Origin of the sequence: Serratia sp. M24T3, assembly GCF_000257645.1 — a bacterium.
Lineage (GTDB): Bacteria > Pseudomonadota > Gammaproteobacteria > Enterobacterales > Enterobacteriaceae > Rouxiella.
The window spans coordinates 1-16,829 of sequence record NZ_AJHJ01000009.1 but is presented as its reverse complement, the minus strand read 5'-3'; the positions used below and the strand labels follow the sequence as shown (position 1 = coordinate 16,829).

The 16,829-nt window shown below is 48.7% G+C and carries 22 protein-coding genes, 3 tRNA genes and 1 pseudogene; 17 read left to right on the top strand and 9 right to left on the bottom strand.

The window, feature by feature from the left end:
- Positions 1-215: 215 nt before the first annotated feature.
- From uvrY to SPM24T3_RS09625, 6 genes are all read left to right on the top strand, one after another.
- Positions 216-872, top strand: a complete 657-nt coding sequence (gene uvrY / locus SPM24T3_RS09650; RefSeq protein WP_009636559.1) for a UvrY/SirA/GacA family response regulator transcription factor — start codon at positions 216-218, stop codon at positions 870-872.
- Positions 865-2,700: an excinuclease ABC subunit UvrC gene (gene uvrC / locus SPM24T3_RS09645; protein WP_037378110.1), complete on the top strand. Its 1,836-nt coding sequence runs from the start codon at positions 865-867 to the stop codon at positions 2,698-2,700. Before uvrY ends, uvrC begins: the two co-directional genes overlap by 8 nt.
- Positions 2,701-2,757: 57 nt before the next feature.
- A complete protein-coding gene (pgsA, locus tag SPM24T3_RS09640) occupies positions 2,758-3,306 on the top strand; it encodes a CDP-diacylglycerol--glycerol-3-phosphate 3-phosphatidyltransferase (protein ID WP_009636557.1) in 549 nt (182 codons plus the stop codon).
- Between the two features lie 148 nt (positions 3,307-3,454).
- A tRNA-Gly gene (locus SPM24T3_RS09635) sits at positions 3,455-3,530 on the top strand.
- A gap of 54 nt (positions 3,531-3,584) precedes the next feature.
- Positions 3,585-3,658 (top strand) — tRNA-Cys (locus tag SPM24T3_RS09630).
- An 11-nt stretch (positions 3,659-3,669) separates the two neighbouring features.
- A tRNA-Leu gene (locus SPM24T3_RS09625) sits at positions 3,670-3,756 on the top strand.
- A 104-nt stretch (positions 3,757-3,860) separates the two neighbouring features.
- Here SPM24T3_RS09625 and SPM24T3_RS09620 read toward each other — a convergent pair.
- The 9 genes from SPM24T3_RS09620 to SPM24T3_RS09580 form a co-directional block, all read right to left on the bottom strand.
- Complete coding sequence (locus SPM24T3_RS09620) at positions 3,861-4,871, bottom strand: tyrosine-type recombinase/integrase (protein ID WP_009636556.1); 1,011 nt, start codon at positions 4,869-4,871, stop codon at positions 3,861-3,863.
- A complete protein-coding gene (locus SPM24T3_RS09615) occupies positions 4,871-5,104 on the bottom strand; it encodes a DUF4224 domain-containing protein (protein WP_009636555.1) in 234 nt (77 codons plus the stop codon). The genes SPM24T3_RS09620 and SPM24T3_RS09615 overlap by 1 nt, the downstream gene beginning before the upstream one ends.
- Positions 5,105-5,150: 46 nt before the next feature.
- Positions 5,151-5,864 (bottom strand): hypothetical protein, encoded by a 714-nt coding sequence (locus SPM24T3_RS09610; RefSeq protein ID WP_009636554.1) that lies wholly within the window; start codon positions 5,862-5,864, stop codon positions 5,151-5,153.
- Positions 5,854-6,294 carry a hypothetical protein gene (locus SPM24T3_RS09605; RefSeq protein ID WP_009636553.1) on the bottom strand — a complete coding sequence of 147 codons (441 nt, stop codon included), beginning with the start codon at positions 6,292-6,294 and terminating at the stop codon, positions 5,854-5,856. The genes SPM24T3_RS09610 and SPM24T3_RS09605 overlap by 11 nt, the downstream gene beginning before the upstream one ends.
- On the bottom strand, positions 6,291-6,854 hold the full coding sequence (locus SPM24T3_RS09600) for a hypothetical protein (protein WP_009636552.1): 564 nt from the start codon (positions 6,852-6,854) through the stop codon (positions 6,291-6,293). The genes SPM24T3_RS09605 and SPM24T3_RS09600 overlap by 4 nt, the downstream gene beginning before the upstream one ends.
- Before the next feature lie 142 nt (positions 6,855-6,996).
- Entirely contained in the window at positions 6,997-7,824 is an 828-nt protein-coding gene (locus SPM24T3_RS09595; RefSeq protein ID WP_009636551.1) for a YfdQ family protein, read from the bottom strand.
- A gap of 40 nt (positions 7,825-7,864) precedes the next feature.
- Positions 7,865-8,236 (bottom strand): hypothetical protein, encoded by a 372-nt coding sequence (locus tag SPM24T3_RS09590; protein ID WP_009636550.1) that lies wholly within the window; start codon positions 8,234-8,236, stop codon positions 7,865-7,867.
- A 644-nt stretch (positions 8,237-8,880) separates the two neighbouring features.
- A complete protein-coding gene (locus tag SPM24T3_RS25885) occupies positions 8,881-9,153 on the bottom strand; it encodes a hypothetical protein (RefSeq protein WP_237713022.1) in 273 nt (90 codons plus the stop codon).
- A gap of 165 nt (positions 9,154-9,318) precedes the next feature.
- A complete protein-coding gene (locus tag SPM24T3_RS09580) occupies positions 9,319-9,993 on the bottom strand; it encodes a LexA family transcriptional regulator (RefSeq protein WP_237713020.1) in 675 nt (224 codons plus the stop codon).
- A 74-nt stretch (positions 9,994-10,067) separates the two neighbouring features.
- On the opposite strand from SPM24T3_RS09580, the gene SPM24T3_RS09575 reads away from it, so the two are divergent.
- The 11 genes and pseudogenes from SPM24T3_RS09575 (at position 10,068) to SPM24T3_RS24635 (ending at position 16,717) form a co-directional block, all read left to right on the top strand.
- Positions 10,068-10,271: a Cro/CI family transcriptional regulator gene (locus tag SPM24T3_RS09575; protein WP_009636547.1), complete on the top strand. Its 204-nt coding sequence runs from the start codon at positions 10,068-10,070 to the stop codon at positions 10,269-10,271.
- Between the two features lie 109 nt (positions 10,272-10,380).
- Positions 10,381-10,836 carry a YmfL family putative regulatory protein gene (locus SPM24T3_RS09570; protein ID WP_369699986.1) on the top strand — a complete coding sequence of 152 codons (456 nt, stop codon included), beginning with the start codon at positions 10,381-10,383 and terminating at the stop codon, positions 10,834-10,836.
- Positions 10,833-11,042 (top strand): hypothetical protein, encoded by a 210-nt coding sequence (locus SPM24T3_RS09565; RefSeq protein WP_009636545.1) that lies wholly within the window; start codon positions 10,833-10,835, stop codon positions 11,040-11,042. Before SPM24T3_RS09570 ends, SPM24T3_RS09565 begins: the two co-directional genes overlap by 4 nt.
- A 132-nt stretch (positions 11,043-11,174) precedes the next feature.
- The gene (locus tag SPM24T3_RS09560; RefSeq protein ID WP_009636544.1) at positions 11,175-11,366 is read left to right on the top strand and encodes a DUF4222 domain-containing protein; all 192 of its coding nucleotides are present in this window, start codon (positions 11,175-11,177) and stop codon (positions 11,364-11,366) included.
- Positions 11,350-12,462, top strand: coding sequence for a conserved phage C-terminal domain-containing protein (locus SPM24T3_RS09555; protein ID WP_009636543.1), 1,113 nt, complete (start codon positions 11,350-11,352; stop codon positions 12,460-12,462). The genes SPM24T3_RS09560 and SPM24T3_RS09555 overlap by 17 nt, the downstream gene beginning before the upstream one ends.
- Positions 12,459-12,746: a hypothetical protein gene (locus tag SPM24T3_RS09550; RefSeq protein WP_009636542.1), complete on the top strand. Its 288-nt coding sequence runs from the start codon at positions 12,459-12,461 to the stop codon at positions 12,744-12,746. Before SPM24T3_RS09555 ends, SPM24T3_RS09550 begins: the two co-directional genes overlap by 4 nt.
- On the top strand, positions 12,743-13,867 hold the full coding sequence (locus SPM24T3_RS09545) for a site-specific DNA-methyltransferase (protein WP_009636541.1): 1,125 nt from the start codon (positions 12,743-12,745) through the stop codon (positions 13,865-13,867). Before SPM24T3_RS09550 ends, SPM24T3_RS09545 begins: the two co-directional genes overlap by 4 nt.
- A 147-nt stretch (positions 13,868-14,014) precedes the next feature.
- On the top strand, positions 14,015-14,389 hold the full coding sequence (locus SPM24T3_RS09540; RefSeq protein WP_009636539.1) for a RusA family crossover junction endodeoxyribonuclease: 375 nt from the start codon (positions 14,015-14,017) through the stop codon (positions 14,387-14,389).
- Between the two features lie 112 nt (positions 14,390-14,501).
- On the top strand, positions 14,502-15,311 hold the full coding sequence (locus SPM24T3_RS09535) for a KilA-N domain-containing protein (protein ID WP_009636538.1): 810 nt from the start codon (positions 14,502-14,504) through the stop codon (positions 15,309-15,311).
- A gap of 10 nt (positions 15,312-15,321) precedes the next feature.
- Positions 15,322-16,344, top strand: coding sequence for a DUF968 domain-containing protein (locus tag SPM24T3_RS09530; protein WP_009636537.1), 1,023 nt, complete (start codon positions 15,322-15,324; stop codon positions 16,342-16,344).
- A 14-nt stretch (positions 16,345-16,358) separates the two neighbouring features.
- Positions 16,359-16,717, top strand: a pseudogene (locus SPM24T3_RS24635) (antiterminator Q family protein).
- The last annotated feature ends 112 nt before the right edge of the window (positions 16,718-16,829 follow it).

Below are 16,829 nucleotides of genomic sequence, written 5' to 3'. Positions count from 1 at the left end.
CAGTAGACTGGAATTTCTCCCTTACATTTTTAAAGGGTAAGTTTTTGCAATCAGTACTTGGTTAATTTCTCCCGCATGCAGTAAAATACGCCAGTTGATTTAATTAGCTTCAATACTATTTTTTATATCCGCAGTCATGTTTGTTGCTTTCAGGTCTTACCTGGTACTAATGAAAAATACGACCGTGTGACGCCCTTAATTTTGGAGAGTTCTCTTTGATTAGCGTTCTTCTTGTAGATGACCACGAACTGGTGCGCGCAGGGATTCGACGCATTCTTGAGGATGTCAAAGGCATCAACGTTGTTGATGAGGTGCAATGCGGTGAAGATGCCGTAAAATGGTGCCGCAGCAATCATGTCGATATCGTTTTGATGGACATGAGTATGCCGGGTATCGGCGGCCTGGAAGCCACAAAAAAAATTGTGCGTTTTTGTCCTGACATCAAGATAATCATGCTGACGATATATACCGAAAACCCTTTGCCCGCGAAAGTGATGCAAGCTGGTGCGTCCGGTTATCTCAGCAAAGGAGCTGCACCACAGGAAGTAGTTAATGCAATACGTCTTGTAGATTCTGGCCAGCGTTATATTGCCTCCGATATCGCTCAACAAATGGCGCTTGGCCAGCTTGAACCTCAGTCTGAAACGCCTTTTGACAGCCTTTCTGAACGTGAGCTGCAAATTATGTTGATGATAACCAAAGGACAAAAAGTCACTGAAATCTCAGAGCAGCTTAATCTCAGCCCTAAAACGGTAAACAGCTATCGTTACAGAATGTTTAGTAAACTAAATATTAATGGTGATGTAGAATTGACCCATCTGGCAATTCGCCACGGTCTTTTCAACTCGGAGACGTTATCTGGCAGTGAGTAATGAGCGCTTTGATCCCCAGGCCTTTTTAAAAACGGTCACCAGCCAGCCCGGCGTCTACAGAATGTACGATGCAAGCGGGACGGTCATTTACGTTGGTAAAGCCAAAGATCTTAAAAAGCGGCTTTCCAGTTATTTTCGTGTCCAGGTCTCAAGTCGCAAGACTGAGACACTGGTCAAAAATATCGAGCAGATCGATGTCACGGTAACTCACACAGAAACCGAAGCATTGCTGCTTGAGCATAACTACATCAAGCTCTACCAGCCGCGCTACAATGTGTTGTTGCGTGACGACAAATCTTACCCGCTAATTTTCCTGAGTGCCGATAATCACCCGCGACTGACCATTCACCGTGGCGCTAAACATGCCAAGGGCGAATATTTCGGTCCGTTCCCAAATTCTTATGCTGTCCGGGAAACATTGACCCTTTTACAGAAACTGTTCCCTATTCGCCAATGCGAGAACAGTGTCTATCGCAACCGCTCCCGCCCGTGCCTGCAATTTCAGATTGGGCGTTGTCTAGGGCCTTGCGTCAGCGGGTTAGTGAGCGAAGATGAATATAAACAGCAGGTTGATTACGTTCGGCTTTTTCTGACCGGGAAAGACCAGCAGGTGGTAACTCAGCTGATTGAGCGCATGGAAGATGCCAGTAAGAATCTTCGTTTCGAAGAAGCGGGGCGTTTTCGCGACCAGATCCAGGCGGTGCGTCGTGTTACCGAGCGCCAATTTGTCAGCGGAAACAGCGAAGATCTCGACGTTATCGGCGTTGGCTTCGAGTCCGGTATGGCCTGCCTGCATGTGCTGTTTATCCGTCAGGGTAAAGTGCTGGGCAGCAGAAGTTATTTTCCCAAAGTGCCGGGTGGCACCGACATGTCAGAAGTGGTGCAAACCTTTGTTGGCCAGTTTTATCTGCAAGGTAGCCAGGCCCGAACGCTGCCGGGCGAGATCCTGCTCGATTTCAGTCTGCCGGAAAAAGACCTGTTGGCCGAATCGCTGAGTGAAATGGCGGGTCGCAAAGTTTATATTCAGAGTAAGCCGCGAGGCGACAGGGCGCGCTATCTCAAACTGGCGCGCACCAATGCGACTACCGCCCTGACAACCCGTTTGTCCGAGCGTTCTACCATCCATCAACGTATGGCCGAGCTTGCCAAAACGTTAAATCTTTCCGAGATTAACCGGATGGAATGTTTCGACATTAGCCATACTATGGGCGAGCAGACTGTGGCTTCATGTGTCGTATTTGACGCGAATGGTCCAGTGCGCGCCGAGTATCGTCGCTATAATATTACCGGCATTACCCCTGGCGACGATTATGCCGCGATGACACAGGTTCTCAATCGTCGTTATGGTAAAGCTATCGAAGAGGCAAAAATCCCCGACGTTATTTTCATTGACGGCGGCAAAGGCCAGCTGGGGATGGCTATCGATGTGTTTAAACAATTAGACGTGGCGTGGGATAAGACCAAGCCGCTGCTGATTGGTATTGCCAAGGGTGCAGATCGTAAAGCCGGTCTCGAGACGCTTTTTTTCAAAGCCGAGGGCGAGGGCATTGCATTGCCATCTGACTCACCCGCACTGCATGTGATACAACATATTCGTGACGATTCGCACGATCACGCTATTACTGGGCACCGCAAGAAACGAGCGAAGGTCAGAAATACCAGTGCGCTTGAAGAAATTGAAGGGGTAGGGCCAAAAAGGCGTCAAGTTCTGCTTAAGTACATGGGAGGCATCCAGCCATTATTGAATGCCAGCGCAGAGGAAATTGCAAAAGTGCCGGGTATTTCACACGCATTGGCAGAAAAAATCCATAATGCGTTGAAACACTAGGGTCATTGTAGCAACATACTCATAATATCTACATCGGACAGATAGTTACCTACGCACATGCAATTTAATATACCGACGTGCCTTACCCTATTTCGCGTTGCGATGATCCCGTTCTTTGTACTGGCTTTCTATTTGCCGTACGTCTGGGCTCCAGCCGCATGCGCGTTAATCTTTGTTTTCGCCGCTATCACTGACTGGTTTGATGGCTATCTTGCTCGTCGCTGGAAACAGACCACGCGCTTTGGTGCGTTTCTCGACCCAGTGGCCGATAAAGTGCTAGTGGCAATTGCGCTGGTGCTGGTGGCAGAATACTTCCACGCCTGGTGGATAACCTTGCCGGCAGCAACCATGATTGCTCGTGAGATTATTATCTCTGCACTGCGTGAATGGATGGCGGAAATTGGCAAACGCAGTAGCGTGGCGGTGTCGTGGATAGGCAAGGTTAAAACCATGGCACAGATGCTGTCATTGGTTGCTCTGCTTTGGCGTCCAGATGACATTGCAGTGGCAGTGGGCGTTGTAGCGTTGTACATCGCTGCGGTGCTGACATTCTGGTCAATGTTCCAATATTTGTTCGCTGCGCGAAACGATTTGCTGGAACCTTGATCGAAGTGATTTAAAAAGCGGCAAACAGTCGCGATAAGCAGATAATTTTATTGACTCATCGCGTCATCTAAGTAGAATGCAACGCATCGGAAGGCAGCAAGCCAACAGCCAGAAGATAAGTTAAAAAAATCAGTAAGTTCTGATTAAAGCGGGAATAGCTCAGTTGGTAGAGCACGACCTTGCCAAGGTCGGGGTCGCGAGTTCGAGTCTCGTTTCCCGCTCCAAATTCGATATATAGAATCAAGTTCTGTATAACAGTAAGATTAGTAAAGAATTAAGGCGCGTTAACAAAGCGGTTATGTAGCGGATTGCAAATCCGCCTAGTCCGGTTCGACTCCGGAACGCGCCTCCAATTTTCCCGGAGCCCGGGTGGTGGAATCGGTAGACACAAGGGATTTAAAATCCCTCGGCGTTCGCGCTGTACGAGTTCAAGTCTCGTCCCGGGTACCATGGAAAATTAGCTGAATAATCAAAAGCAATAAAGTAGTAATGTCGTTATGCCACCTTCGGATGGTTTTTTTGTTTTTGGGGTTTCATAATATCCTTTCATAATATTATTGATCCCCTACAGCTGGAACAATCGCAATTTTCCTATCATATCTGGCCGTCTGAGACGCCGATTTATGCCCTGATATTGCCTGCTTGTCAGACAAAGAACCCTCAAGATCCGATATCCCCTTCGCCTTCAGATCATGGAATGTAAAATTGAAATCCAACTCTGGGAATTTCTGCTTTGCTTCCTGTTTTGCCTTCATCCAACGACTGTTAAACCCATCCCGCGTGTAACCAGCCCCCGATGCCTGATGCAGAACAAAAATACTGCTCATCCCCGCATTAATCGGCAGAGTTCCGGCAAGAGCAATAGCCGCCTTCAAACGTGGCCCCCATGCCTTGATCTGAGCAACACCGGTTTTGCTTTGCTGAATCATTATTCCATTTTCCAAGAGCTGCATTTTTTTCATGCTCAACACATCCGCCTGGCGGGCAACGCACAGGTAAGCCAGCTCCATTGCAACTTTCACGACTGTCGGCGCAACGCTATAAAGCGCATTATATTGCTTATCAAAAATGTATGTCGTTCTGGCCTGCTCCTTAAACTGCTTTACACCTTTGCACGGATTCATCTTCACCATGCCGCGCTCATATCCCCAGCGAAACACTCGTGAGATAAATGCCTTTTCTCTGTTAGCCTGCGTTCGGCTTTTAACCCCGCGCTTATCCATATACTTTCGAATGTGCTCCGGTTTAATATTATCTGGCTGCATGCCACCAAATACCGGCATAACCTTCACGGAATATTTCCGATAGTCTTTTTGTGTTTCTTTTGCCAGTTCCATAAAGTCACCAGAGTTGAAGAAACTATCCACCAAGCCTTCGAATAAATTCTCATCTTTCTTATCGTTGATTAATTCCTCGTATGCTGCCCAAACCTGAGCAGGAGAGGAGTCAAAACCGCATAGCCGGATAGTACCGCCATTTTTTGGTTTAAATTCAAAGGCCGAACGGCCCCGGCAAGTGCGCGGGGGCATCCAGTTATCGGCCGGGTTTGTGCGTTTTCTTCCCATTAGTCCATAGCTCCAAAATTTGGCTCCTGCATTGAAGTGGCAGCAGGCTGTTGACGATGACCCATAGGGTCATTGAAATGCTGCCAAGTTGTCCGAGGACGTCCATCTCTTCTCACAATGAAGAAGATCCCCGCGGTACGGAGAGCATCACATTGCTTGGTCGGGATTTTATAACCGGTCAACGCTTCAATATCAGAATCAGAAATTATGCTGGTTTCAGAATGTTCAGACATAAACCTCTCCACATGTTTATTTTACCTGCTGCACACAGGGTGATATTTAAATGCCCGCTGGTGGACACTCTGCCACGGGAGCAGCAGATAAAACGTTAATGCCAGCGGCTTCAACAGCTTTTCGGTCCATAATTCCACGAACGTTATAGCCATCCATAAAATCCGAAGAAATATTCGCTTTAATGGCATCAGAAATCTGCATGTCTTTAGGGAACTTCACCGGCTTAACCAAGAACGGCTGTAAAGGGTTATAAAACGGGATATCTGATGCTGCCATGCGAGCATCAATTGCAGCGTCAAAGCTGCCAGTCTCAAGGGTTATCAAGTTCGCCGAGCTGATTAGGCCAGTCCGAGTATCGGGGTCCCAACTATCGCTATCCTCGCCCCAAGCATCTCCATCACGCAGAAAACGATAGCGATTAGCATCGCGAATTATGCCAGCATCGACAACCGGCACCGGCTGTGCATGGGTGAATAGCTCTTGACCAACGACTAGCGCATTTTCGTATAACTCTTTAACAGCTTTTCTGCGTGGCACTTCACCCTTTATTTCAGCAACAGTAAGGGAGTCGCTAAGCTCGACCACTGCCACCGGCTTTTGCCCACGTAGCGCGGCAAGCTCGGTTTCTGCTGATTGAACACGAAGCACTAACGCGTGCACCTCCCAACCTTTAGCATTAGCCGCCGTATCGTTATGCGGGGAATTGAATTCTAATAGATTGGCTAAATATAGCTCAGCCACTTGGGTTTTATTGGTCATGAGGTTGCTCCTTCATGGCAATGGGGAGGATCAGGTCTATTAACCATGATTTAATCTGCACTTCATTAGCTGAGTGTGGTTTTCCAGCCACATAGTAACGGGCATTTTCACGGCCCTTTGCTGGGTCATAAATAGTGACTCCGTTACCTTCAAGCGCCAGGCATAACACTTGATGCATTCCAGCCTCGATATTCAATGAAGGAACTGTTAGAAAATAAATGAAACCATTGGTGATGGTTGCTTTACGCGGATGCCCATAAAAGTACTGCTTTCCGTAGTAGTCGAGGGCATCGTCAAGCCATTCCCCTTTACCGGCGTGGAAGTGCTCATGCCATTTATCGATTACTTCTTGCACCGGTAACCCGACAACCATCGCTATACATGCGCACATGCATGTGTTGTAAGTTGGTTGCTGCTGGTGGGTAATCATGGCTTTCCCTCCCTGTAAGCGTTTAAGTTGATGGATACCTCTTTCACGAATAGCTCATCCCAACGCTTTAGAAATTCAGAACGGGCCTGCGAAGGTGTCAGTGGATGTATAAGAATATCGGCAGGCTTTATTCCCTCTAAAATTGGCCAGATGCTTCCGTCGTCTATTTCTAAATCGCGTCGCTCAGTGGCCAGCATGATCAGGTCTGCCATTTTCACTTCCGGGCTAGTGTTCAGCGGCAGCGCATATTTAAAGCGGATCAGGTGGTCTATCTGCCGTTCGATTCGCTGATAGTCCGGCAATAGGCCTTTCAGCGGTTGCGGGATATCTTTGCAATATGCCTCGACCGCATCATGCAGTAAGGCTTCGCGGGCGTACTGGCGTGGTACCAGGTAACTGGCAAGAACAGAATGCTGTGCCACGCTGTAGAACTGAGGGATATGACCGCCAAATCTGCATTCATTTGAAAGAGCCTGGGCGATATCCTCTTTATTTATCGCCCCAATATCTGGTGCTAGGAAGTTGAAGTGCTTACCGGAAAATGTTGTTAGCCATGTCATTTTTTTACTCCACAATTTATTATCGAAATAACCTGCACATTGATTTCTGGGTGATCGAATCCCTTGCCAGTGACGGCAATAAATTTAATGGATAACGATTCACTAAATACCCCGCTGGTTTGGGGCATTTAAGGTTGCGCTATCAGGCGGTAAAGTCACCAATAAAGGTTTCAACTTCAACGCCGGTAAAGTTCTCTTCCAGCAGAGCTTGGAACTCGATGGCCATATCTTCTTCTGCTGTTTCCAACTGAACAATACGCAGCACTAGGACAGGGACATCGCCGCCGGTCAGGATGCTGTAACGGAGTCGGAAGCGGCGTTCTGTCAAACCTTCATACGGCACGCATGCAAACTCGAATGCCGCAGGCATAGCCTCTTTGCCCTTGGCCTCGACGGTTTCCATAAGCGAGCGTTTAGCGCCAAAGTCAGAATCTTCATGGTCTGAATTACTGGATGATTCGATAGTGATTTTACGCACACCGCTAATAGCTCTTTTGATATCTAAAACTTCGCCGTCAGCGGTGAACGCCAGCAGGTATTCAGCCCAGTCTTCCAGCCACTCAGCCAGATCTTTCTGGCGATTTTTCTGGCCGTTGATATTCAGCAGCGCTTTAAATGGGGCCGTTTTCTTGAGCTTTAACGCTGCAGTGTTATCGGCATGACCTGGTTCGCCAAGGGTGCCTAGGTTAAACACGGTCACCGCCTCCATGCCTTCAGCGTCAATAAAGCTGCGCACGCCTTCGCCCGCGAACTCTTTGCAGTAGCGAACAAAGTCAGGGATGTTTGCCGTCTGTAGCTTTCCACGAAAACGGAAACGGCCCAGCTGATAGCCTTCTAGACTTTGAAGTCGCACATTGCTCGGCAGGGCAATAGTCGGGCAGTCTGCACCATCTAATTTATCACTCAGAAAACCAGTGAAAGTCATATCACGGATTTCTGCGATCGCAGTTTGGTCTAAAACTTGAGACATGAAATTTTCCTTTTAGCTAAGGTCTGATTAATTGGCCGGATTAGCGCGCGTCGCGCAGTTTGCCGTCGGCATCGCCTTTGATGGTGAACAACTGGCCCTGATCTTCCTGCATGATAGTGAGCTTGCCGCCTTTACCCACGTACATAGGTGTTTCGGTAAGGTCCTCTTCTGAGGTTTTACCGCGCGGTGTAGGGGCAGAGAACTTCAGCTTGTGAGACAGCATCACGCGTTTTTCTTCCATCGAGTTACTGATCCGCGACACATCGATTTCGATGGTCACTTTTCCCTTGCCGCCATTGTTCAGCACACCGAGCGCGGCGTTATTCAGCGCGGCAGCTATTTTGTTTTCGAAGATGCCTGCGTCTAACTCGGAGAGGAACTCCGGGACGTTGGTCATACGGCTTACAGTCATTGTCATGCCCTCAGTTATCGCAGTGCACCCTGCGGAAAAATCACTCACACACATAGCGAAAGGCACCGGAACGGGAGGCTTTATACTGTACGAGGGTTTAAAGGGATAACCCGCCCGGTACTCTTCGCTATGAATGCAAAAAAAAGGCGGCTGGCCCGTAGCGGACACTATCCTCACTCCTCCGTAATTGGTTGATTGAGATGGGTCCAGCCGCAAAAAACTACACACAGCATCACATTCCACAGTGATTTGGATTGTGGAGGCGGTATCGAAACCGCAGACGGGTAGGTAGCCCGCCCATCACCTGATGCTTACACCACAACGCGAAGTACACTGCCGGTGTCCGAATTGAACGGACCTTTTCCCTGCCCATCACCAAACATTTAAGTTTGTCGCCTGGAATCGAACCAGGCTCTATGTCCTGCTCGTCAGTGAACTTCGCGTTGTGTGCCTGGATACTTCTCCACCTCAGGCGGCGGTGTTATCTTGGGAGTTCTCACACAACCAAGAAATTAAAACCTATGGAAAATCCAGTTAGTAAACTGAAGCTAGACGCTTGGTACATGGTGGTAATTTCAGTCTGTACAGCCATTTTTCTTGCTTCGGCCGCAGGCCTACTTCCTAACCTTCCAACCAAACCGACATTACTTATTTCGCTTGGTGGCATTTTTCTTGGTCTTGGAGAATGGAAAAACCACCCACTTCGAACTCACATACAAGAAGTATGGGGCCAGCGCTTTATGGGCCAAGGCTACAAAAGAAAGTTTAGCCCCACGGGTACGGCACTTTGCTTGCTCGGCATTTACCTTGTCGGCAAGGGGCTCTGGGATCTTATTTAGGTCGAACCCGCAGCAGGGACATTTACTGTACAGAGGAGTCCATTCACCATTTAGCTCGACACGCTCACCTTCGGCCATTCTGATACCTCATTAAGCTGCTGTGTTCTTTCCGTTGTGCTGTCTGTTGGATTTAAGTTTAACTTTTCAAACAGAACTGTCAATGAAAAAGTTCGAATAATTAAACAATAAAGTTTGAGGCGAAAAAAAACCGGCCGGAGCCGGTCATTCGTAAAGCTTAATTGGTCACATCAAATTCATTTCAACGCGAACGCAGACCCCAATAATTTCGCAGTTCTCATCGAATGGGATGGGTTTGAAATTTGGATTGAGCGGCATCAAATACATGTTCGGTCCGTCAATAGCCAATTTTTTTACTGTCGCTTCGTTTGAGCCATTGATGCGCGCAACAACAATACGACCATTTATTGCCTCTACATCTGGATCAACAATAACGATGGAGCCATTAGGCAGGGAAATTCCTTGCCCTGGAGGGCTATCCATAGAATCGCCAGATACACGCAGCGAAAATGAGTAAGGAGATACTTTCGCTGTGGTTTCAATCCACTCAGTCACGTCCTGCAAATGCCCCTCGACGATTTCTTTCCAGGCTCCTGCCTGCACTGATGATAACAGCGGAACCCGGCGGCGCAGTGCGGGGCCAGGTGTTGCGTTCCCGATTGACTCTTCGATAAGTCCGCCTTCATACAACCAACGTTCAGTTACGCCTAACACCTCAGCCAGTTTACTCAAATAGCGCGCAGACGGCTCGGTACCGCCGTTTACCCATTGACTAACGGTTCCCTTCGATGCGCCAGTGGCGCCCATTAAATTAGTGCTCCGCAACCTCAGTAGCTTCATACGTTGGTTTATGCGGTCGCTCATCGTTTCTTTTTTCATGTTTAAAGAATTAAACAACATGGGGTTTAATTTCTTGACTATTTTGCGTTTGAAATATTAAACTTTGCATTATTGATTATTTATCTGGAGGTGAAATGTTTAAACAAGATTTAGTAGCGCATTTCGGAACTGCGACTGCGGCAGCCAAAGCGCTGGGGGTTTCAAAATCAACCGTCAGTCTTTGGAAAGATATTGTGCCATGGCAGTACGCGTTATTGGCTGAGAAGGCCACAAACGGTGCTCTCAAATACGACCCATCTCAATACGAAAAGATTACCACCGCTGGCGCACAGCCGTAACCACAGAGAGAGGTAACACATTGTGGATAACAAGAATTTCCCTGTACCAGAAGAATTCACCGCGGCGATGCATCGTCTTATCACATCTTTTGCTGGTGGATATGGCGCTATGTCTCAGCACCTGGCACATGACGGTACCCATAACGCGCTGAGCAATCGCGTGCGGCAGGTTGGTGGTCAGATGGTGCCATTCGGCATGGCCATCATGATGGAGCAGATCTCCGGGCGTACTGATATCACCGAAGCTATGTGCAGAAGCAACGGAGGGACCTTCGTAAAATTTCCAGATATCGCGGAAATGGGCAATGAAGAACTGCTGATTAAGTTTAATGAGTTGCTGTCTGCGCTGGGGCAATTTGCAAAAGCCCACAATGAGTTGACGGCAGACGGCGTGTTAGATCGCGATGAAAGCAAGCGGATGCGAATTAAGGGGTATCGGGTTCAGGCGCTGGTGGCAGAAATCATGGTCGTGACAGAACTGCTTTTCGGAGAAGTTGACGCCCCAAGTGTGCAGCTCGGGGCGTCGGGTGCATTAACTAAACAGTGTGGAGTAATCAACGCATGAACAGTGTAAACCGCGTTAGGCCGGTTGTGCAATTCCAATGTATATCGCAGCGGCCCTGCGTCTACGTAGAAATAGTACGCGAGCCGGGAAAACCCAGCAACCACAGCATAGCGCGTGAAGATGTGGTTGCGCGTTGGAATAAGTTTAACAGCGAAGGCATGAAAGCCCGCCAGGCGAAGGAAGAGAGATATGACGTTAAAAAATAAACATTCCTCAGTTGGTGGGATATCGCTTCGGTCACACGCTGTAGTGGTTGGTGGTCGACAACTGTCGTGTAACCGTAAATTTGCTACCTGGTGGGAAAGACACGGATATGACACTGCTTGCGGGGGGTATTCATGTCAGGAACAACCCAAAAGATTGACCGGTACTATAAGGATTGGCGGGGCGTTATGGTCCACGTTGTGGGTTTCGACCGACTTGGAAACCGCGTCATCTTCATGCGAACGGGATATGACCACGAATGCGCGCAGCCCGTTGAACTCTTTCGCCAGAAGTTTGAGAGGGTAATCGATGAGCCGGATATTTGATGTTGTTCAGTCTCTTTCAGGCCAGCGTAATGTGATTATCATTCCGCGCCCATATATTCGCTTCTTCGCCGGTGACCAGCAGGCGTACGTCCTCGGTGCGATTTTAAACCAAATTGTATATTGGTCTGGTGTCGAATCGTCTGCTGGGGAAGGGTGGTTCTATAAGAGTCACAAGGAAATGGGGGATGACCTGGAAGGGCTCAGTGATGATCAGGTTTCCCGCCTGACCAGTAAGCTGTGTACGAAGTATTTCCCTGGGATTATCGAGACCAAAAGTCGAAAGGTAAACGGTACCCCTACAATGCACTATCGTGTTGATGGTGACGCCCTAATTGCCAAAATATTCCCGTCCTGCTTGGACTCCGCGAAAGTGCGGAATCCAAATCGCGAAAGTGCGGAATCAGAAACGCAGAATCGCGGAATGGAAATCGCAGAAGTGCGGAATGATGGAAACCGCGAAAGTGCGGAATCCTATCTCTATACAGATCATGACACAGATAAAAACAAACAGATCATAAAACCCTCTTGTCAGCCGGCTGCGCCGACCGACGGAGAGGAATTTATTTCTGAACGTTTAACCAGAGAAGCGACGGAGGTTATTCAGCACCTGTCAAAACTCACCGGCGTTCAGTTCGAACCGACAGACGGCAATCTGCAACACATTCGTGCCCGTCTGCGCAACGCTACGGCGACCAGAACTGAAATGCTTATCGTGGTCGACCACCTGATTGCCTGCTGGCTGGGCACGAAATATGCGCGTGGCCTGAACCCGGCAACTATTTTCTCGTCCGAAAAGTTCTCATCCAACTTGTTGGCTGCGAAAGCCTGGCACACAGCTGGCCGTCCAGCATGTTCAAGTGAAGCCGTAGCAGCAGAAAATGACTCCACGCTTGATGCTGCTGAGCGCGATGCCGCCTATCGCCGGTTTACCTCAGGTGTTGGGGCTACCAAAAAGCCAAGCGAACTGGAGAAGCTTGTCTGTTCCGAGGCCAGCAAAGCCAACGTGAGAAACATGGGGCCAGCATATTCACAGCCTCGCTGGAACCAGATCTGGAAGGAATGCCACCAGCGGATGCAGGGAGGGAAGGCAGCATGAAAACCTCACTCCAAAGTCTTGTTATCGCAGATATGACCGAAAACCAGAAACCGCGCAGTACCAGGCAGATTGCTTTGGACATCATAGAAAAAACGGGGCAGCCCACTAACTCAACATGCGTTTCGACTGTGATGCAGACTTTAAAAAATCATCGGGATCACGCGCTTGAAATAACTGGGCCAGCTGGGAACAGACAATACCGCCTGAAATCATCGCTGAAAGAAATCACACAACAGGTTGAACAGCAACTTTGGGCACTGCGCCGGGCGAGGGGGAACGCATGACTTATCAGCTAAATATGGGACGTTGCGAAGACGTTTTGCGCCGTATGCAAGAAAGCTCTATTGACTCAATTGTTACCGATCCTCCCTATGGACTTAGCTTTATGGGTCAAAAATGGGACTACCAGGTGCCGACTGTTGCGCAGTGGCTTGAGTGTTTTCGTACCCTCAAGCCCGGCGGCTATCTGTTGGCATTTGGCGGCGCTCGGACCTACCACAGACTTGTCGTGAACATTGAAGATGCTGGATTCGAGATCCGCGATCAAATTATGTGGCTGTACGGTAGTGGTTTCCCTAAGTCAAAAAACTTAACTGGGGAGCACCAGGGGAAAGGTACCGCTTTGAAGCCAGCACACGAGCCCATTGTTTTGGCAAGAAAACCACTAAACGGAACGGTTGAACAAAACGTCATACAGTTCGGTACAGGTGTGTTGAACATAGATTTAAGTCGGCTACCAACAACCGAAGCGCTTAAAGGAGGATCCGGTGAACTGCTTTCGAACATTAGGGACAGCAAGCCTGCAGACGGTCCCGATTGGAACGCCGCTGAGCTTGGTCGATGGCCAGCAAATATAATACATGACGGTAGTGATGAAGTAATCGCCTCTTTTCCTGATGCAAAGGGTCAGCAAGGGGATCTGAAAACTACCGGAAAATCCCGCCCATCTAGGGTGTGTTACGGCGATATGTCTGCTCCTCGCGAGCATATTGCGCGCATTGAGGCTAGTAAGTCAGCGGCACGATTCTTTTACTGCGCCAAGGTCAGTAAGGCAGAGCGTGATGAAGGTATGGAACGTTTTTTACTAGTATCCGCATCAGATATGACAGGTGGGAGGAAGGAAGGTAGCGCAGGCCTAAATGATCCACGCGCTGGGGCCGGTAGAACCAACGGCGCCAGGAACAGTCACCCAACGGTAAAACCAACAGAACTAATGCGCTATTTGTGCCGATTGATAACACCTGCCGGCGGAACCGTCTTAGATCCATTTATGGGGTCTGGTTCTACAGGTAAGGCGGCGCTGTTAGATGGTTTCAGCTTTATTGGCATCGAGTTAGATGCTGATTATATGACTACTGCGGCGGCACGTATTGCCCATTCTGTAAAGGTGGCAGTCAATGAATGAAATGCAGCTTCTTTGGCTCCAGCAATATCGAAACTATCTAACAGCATGCTCCCCTACGGGGGAGCTAAGCACCTTCGATTACACCGCAGCGCTGCAGCATGCCGACTCCGTCATTAACAGTTTACTCATGCTGAAAGGGGAGGCGTCATGCGCTTAACGTTACCTTTCCCGCCCAGCGTTAACGGGTACTGGCGCGCCACTAATACCGGAATGAAGATCAGCGAGAGAGGGCGCTTATTCCGAAGTAACGCTATTGCGGCCATTTACGAGCAACTCAGGCGACGACCAAAGCCCATCATGACGGAAGTTGAGGTGCATGTTGTATTGTTTCCGCCAACGCGGGCTAAAAGGGATTTGGATAACTTCCAGAAAGCCTTGTTCGACTGCATGACACACGCCGGTGTGTGGGGTGACGATAGTCAGATAAAAAAAATGGTGGTCGAGTGGGGGCCGGTGATAAAGGGTGGTAAAGCTGAGCTGTTAATTACTGAATTTATGCCTGGCGCTGGGGGTGTAATTTGAAATTGCACAAGCCTCCAACTCGTTGTACGTTTATACAGTGCAGTGAACGTTCCCTGTGCAGTCGGTGTGCAGCCGATAGGGGACAAATAAAACATAAACTGTGGAGTTATCTATGAATCAATTACTCGTAATTGAGGGTGTTTCTGTTCGTCTGGATAAAGATGGCCGCTACTGCCTCAATGATTTACACCGTGCCGCTGGCGCTTTAGATAAGCATAAACCCGCTTTCTGGCTCAGAAATGAGCAAGCTGTACAGTTGGTGACCGAGTTGCAAATTAGCAACTCGCCTACGGAGCAACCAGTTCACGTTGTTCGTGGTGGTGTCGAACAAGGCACATATGTCTGCAAAGAACTGGTATATGCCTATGCCATGTGGATCAGCCCAACGTTCAGCCTTAAAGTCATCCGTACCTTCGATCAGGTAGTTACCCATTCCATCACTGCCGCTAACCCATCTGCTGACAAAATGCAGGCTGGGATTATCTTGCTCGAGTTCATGCGTAAAGAGCTCAACCTTTCAAATTCCTCAGTCCTTGGGGCCTGCCAGAAGTTGCAGGTTGCTGCTGGTTTGCCAAACCTAGCACCGGAATATGCCATTGACGCGCCAAGTAATGCCGTTGATGGATCCAGCCGGCCAACTCAGGCGCTGAGTACCATTCTCAAAAATAATTCAATCCCTGTCAGCCCAACAGAAGCATTTAAGCGTCTCGCTCGCCTCGGCATTGTCCAGCGATTAACGCGCCCAAGCAATTCAGCAAAAGCCCGCAATGGCGAAAAGCAGTTCTGGTCAGTGACAGCTAAGGGATTGCAGTACGGCAAGAACATTACCAGCCCGAATAACCCAAGAGAAACACAGCCTCACTTCTATGAATCAAAAGTTCAGGAATTGATCCGGTTGATGGTGACGGCCAGCGCGGCCTAATGGGGAGTGAATGAGAGCAATATTAACGCCGTATCCACAACGAGACGCCGGGATCGTTATTTTGAAGCCTGGCAGCGGCCTCATGAATTTGTTCCACCAGCGTCGCCTGCTAATTTCGTCTGTCCCGGATGAGTTGGCACACTTTTCGATCGGCGAAATACCGGAAGCCAATCAGTCTCTGCTGGATGATGAGCGTTTGAAGGTTTTTTTCTTGGATAAGCGGGTGATAACCGCTGCTGGTGGTATAGAAAGTATGAAGATCTGGCTTGAACACGGCAAGGGTTGCCAGTGGAAGCATGGAGAGGACAATTATCACGATAAAAACCTGACGGTGACCGAATACGAACTAAGTGCCGTTCGCCTTTGTTGGTACCACGATACAAAGCTTCGTGGTCATCTGGTAGAGGGCTTAGACGAGCTGGTTTATATCAATCAAGCTGAATACGTGATCCGCGCCGCCATGACCGAGTTACAGCTGCCGCAGGGTCACCAGCTGAGTTTTCCAGAGTTGTGCTGGTGGGCATGTCTCAAAGGTGTCGTTGATGTTTTGCCGGAATCCGCCGCGCGTAAGGTGTTCCGTTTGCGACCCCAAGAACCAATTAAGGCTGTTGGCCGGGAGGCAGATATACAACCAGAACGAGCGGCAACGGAGATGATTCAGGAGGTGGTGGAGAGAGTTAAGCCAGTCCTTAATCTGGCAATCGACCCCGAGACACCGGAAAGCTTCATGCTACGGCCCAAGCGCCGCCGATGGGAGAACGCGAAGTACACCCAATGGGTGAAGCATCAAGCTTGCTGTGGTTGTGGGGGACAGGCGGATGACCCGCACCACATCACCGGCAACGGTCTTGGCGGAATGGCTACCAAAGCACATGACTTGTTCGCGATACCGCTGTGCAGGAGGTGTCATGACGAGTTACATGCGAACACAACAGACTGGGAAGAGATAAACGGGAGCCAGATTTTATTGCTGGTTAAGACTTTAGATAAGGCGTTGGCGATGGGTGTTATCGCTACCGGCAAGCAAAAATAAGTGTGGAGAGAATAATGCGTGATATTCAGGAAGTTTTATCCCGATGGGGTGTATGGGCAAAAGATAATAGCTGCATTGATTACTCGCCGATAGCTGCAGGTTTTAAAGGCCTTCTGCCACCATCTGGAGCATCCAAGCCGTCATGCAGCGATGACGATGGATTAGTGATTGATGGATGTGTTGCCAGGCTGAAAATATCACGGGTTAATGAATTTGAATTAATAATTTTACATTACGTATATAATGTTTCTAAAAGAGAGATAGGAAGACGTAAAAAAAGGGGGAGAGAATAATAAGAATAAATATGCAGTTAGCTGAAGGATTTATTGAAGGGAGTTTAAGTACCTTAAATGTGAGGTTAGGTACTGATTAAATGGTTATTAAAGCACTCTATGAGTGCTTTAATAACCATGTAGGCTTGGGGTGTTAGCATGAAAAAAGCTATGTGTGCTAATAAAAAACCTACAATTAGGACACCCAATACA

Excerpts from the sequence above, each read along its gene's own strand:
- pgsA (WP_009636557.1), top strand. The coding sequence starts at position 2,758 with ATGCAATTTAATATACCGACGTGCCTTACCCTATTTCGCGTTGCGATG.
- SPM24T3_RS09620 (WP_009636556.1), bottom strand. The coding sequence starts at position 4,871 with ATGGGAAGAAAACGCACAAACCCGGCCGATAACTGGATGCCCCCGCGC.
- SPM24T3_RS09615 (WP_009636555.1), bottom strand. The coding sequence starts at position 5,104 with ATGTCTGAACATTCTGAAACCAGCATAATTTCTGATTCTGATATTGAA.
- SPM24T3_RS09610 (WP_009636554.1), bottom strand. The coding sequence starts at position 5,864 with ATGACCAATAAAACCCAAGTGGCTGAGCTATATTTAGCCAATCTATTA.
- SPM24T3_RS09605 (WP_009636553.1), bottom strand. The coding sequence starts at position 6,294 with ATGATTACCCACCAGCAGCAACCAACTTACAACACATGCATGTGCGCA.
- SPM24T3_RS09600 (WP_009636552.1), bottom strand. The coding sequence starts at position 6,854 with ATGACATGGCTAACAACATTTTCCGGTAAGCACTTCAACTTCCTAGCA.
- SPM24T3_RS09595 (WP_009636551.1), bottom strand. The coding sequence starts at position 7,824 with ATGTCTCAAGTTTTAGACCAAACTGCGATCGCAGAAATCCGTGATATG.
- SPM24T3_RS09590 (WP_009636550.1), bottom strand. The coding sequence starts at position 8,236 with ATGACTGTAAGCCGTATGACCAACGTCCCGGAGTTCCTCTCCGAGTTA.
- SPM24T3_RS25885 (WP_237713022.1), bottom strand. The coding sequence starts at position 9,153 with ATGGCCGAAGGTGAGCGTGTCGAGCTAAATGGTGAATGGACTCCTCTG.
- SPM24T3_RS09580 (WP_237713020.1), bottom strand. The coding sequence starts at position 9,993 with ATGTTGTTTAATTCTTTAAACATGAAAAAAGAAACGATGAGCGACCGC.
- SPM24T3_RS09575 (WP_009636547.1), top strand. The coding sequence starts at position 10,068 with ATGTTTAAACAAGATTTAGTAGCGCATTTCGGAACTGCGACTGCGGCA.
- SPM24T3_RS09570 (WP_369699986.1), top strand. The coding sequence starts at position 10,381 with ATGTCTCAGCACCTGGCACATGACGGTACCCATAACGCGCTGAGCAAT.
- SPM24T3_RS09565 (WP_009636545.1), top strand. The coding sequence starts at position 10,833 with ATGAACAGTGTAAACCGCGTTAGGCCGGTTGTGCAATTCCAATGTATA.
- SPM24T3_RS09560 (WP_009636544.1), top strand. The coding sequence starts at position 11,175 with ATGTCAGGAACAACCCAAAAGATTGACCGGTACTATAAGGATTGGCGG.
- SPM24T3_RS09555 (WP_009636543.1), top strand. The coding sequence starts at position 11,350 with ATGAGCCGGATATTTGATGTTGTTCAGTCTCTTTCAGGCCAGCGTAAT.
- SPM24T3_RS09550 (WP_009636542.1), top strand. The coding sequence starts at position 12,459 with ATGAAAACCTCACTCCAAAGTCTTGTTATCGCAGATATGACCGAAAAC.
- SPM24T3_RS09545 (WP_009636541.1), top strand. The coding sequence starts at position 12,743 with ATGACTTATCAGCTAAATATGGGACGTTGCGAAGACGTTTTGCGCCGT.
- SPM24T3_RS09540 (WP_009636539.1), top strand. The coding sequence starts at position 14,015 with ATGCGCTTAACGTTACCTTTCCCGCCCAGCGTTAACGGGTACTGGCGC.
- SPM24T3_RS09535 (WP_009636538.1), top strand. The coding sequence starts at position 14,502 with ATGAATCAATTACTCGTAATTGAGGGTGTTTCTGTTCGTCTGGATAAA.
- SPM24T3_RS09530 (WP_009636537.1), top strand. The coding sequence starts at position 15,322 with ATGAGAGCAATATTAACGCCGTATCCACAACGAGACGCCGGGATCGTT.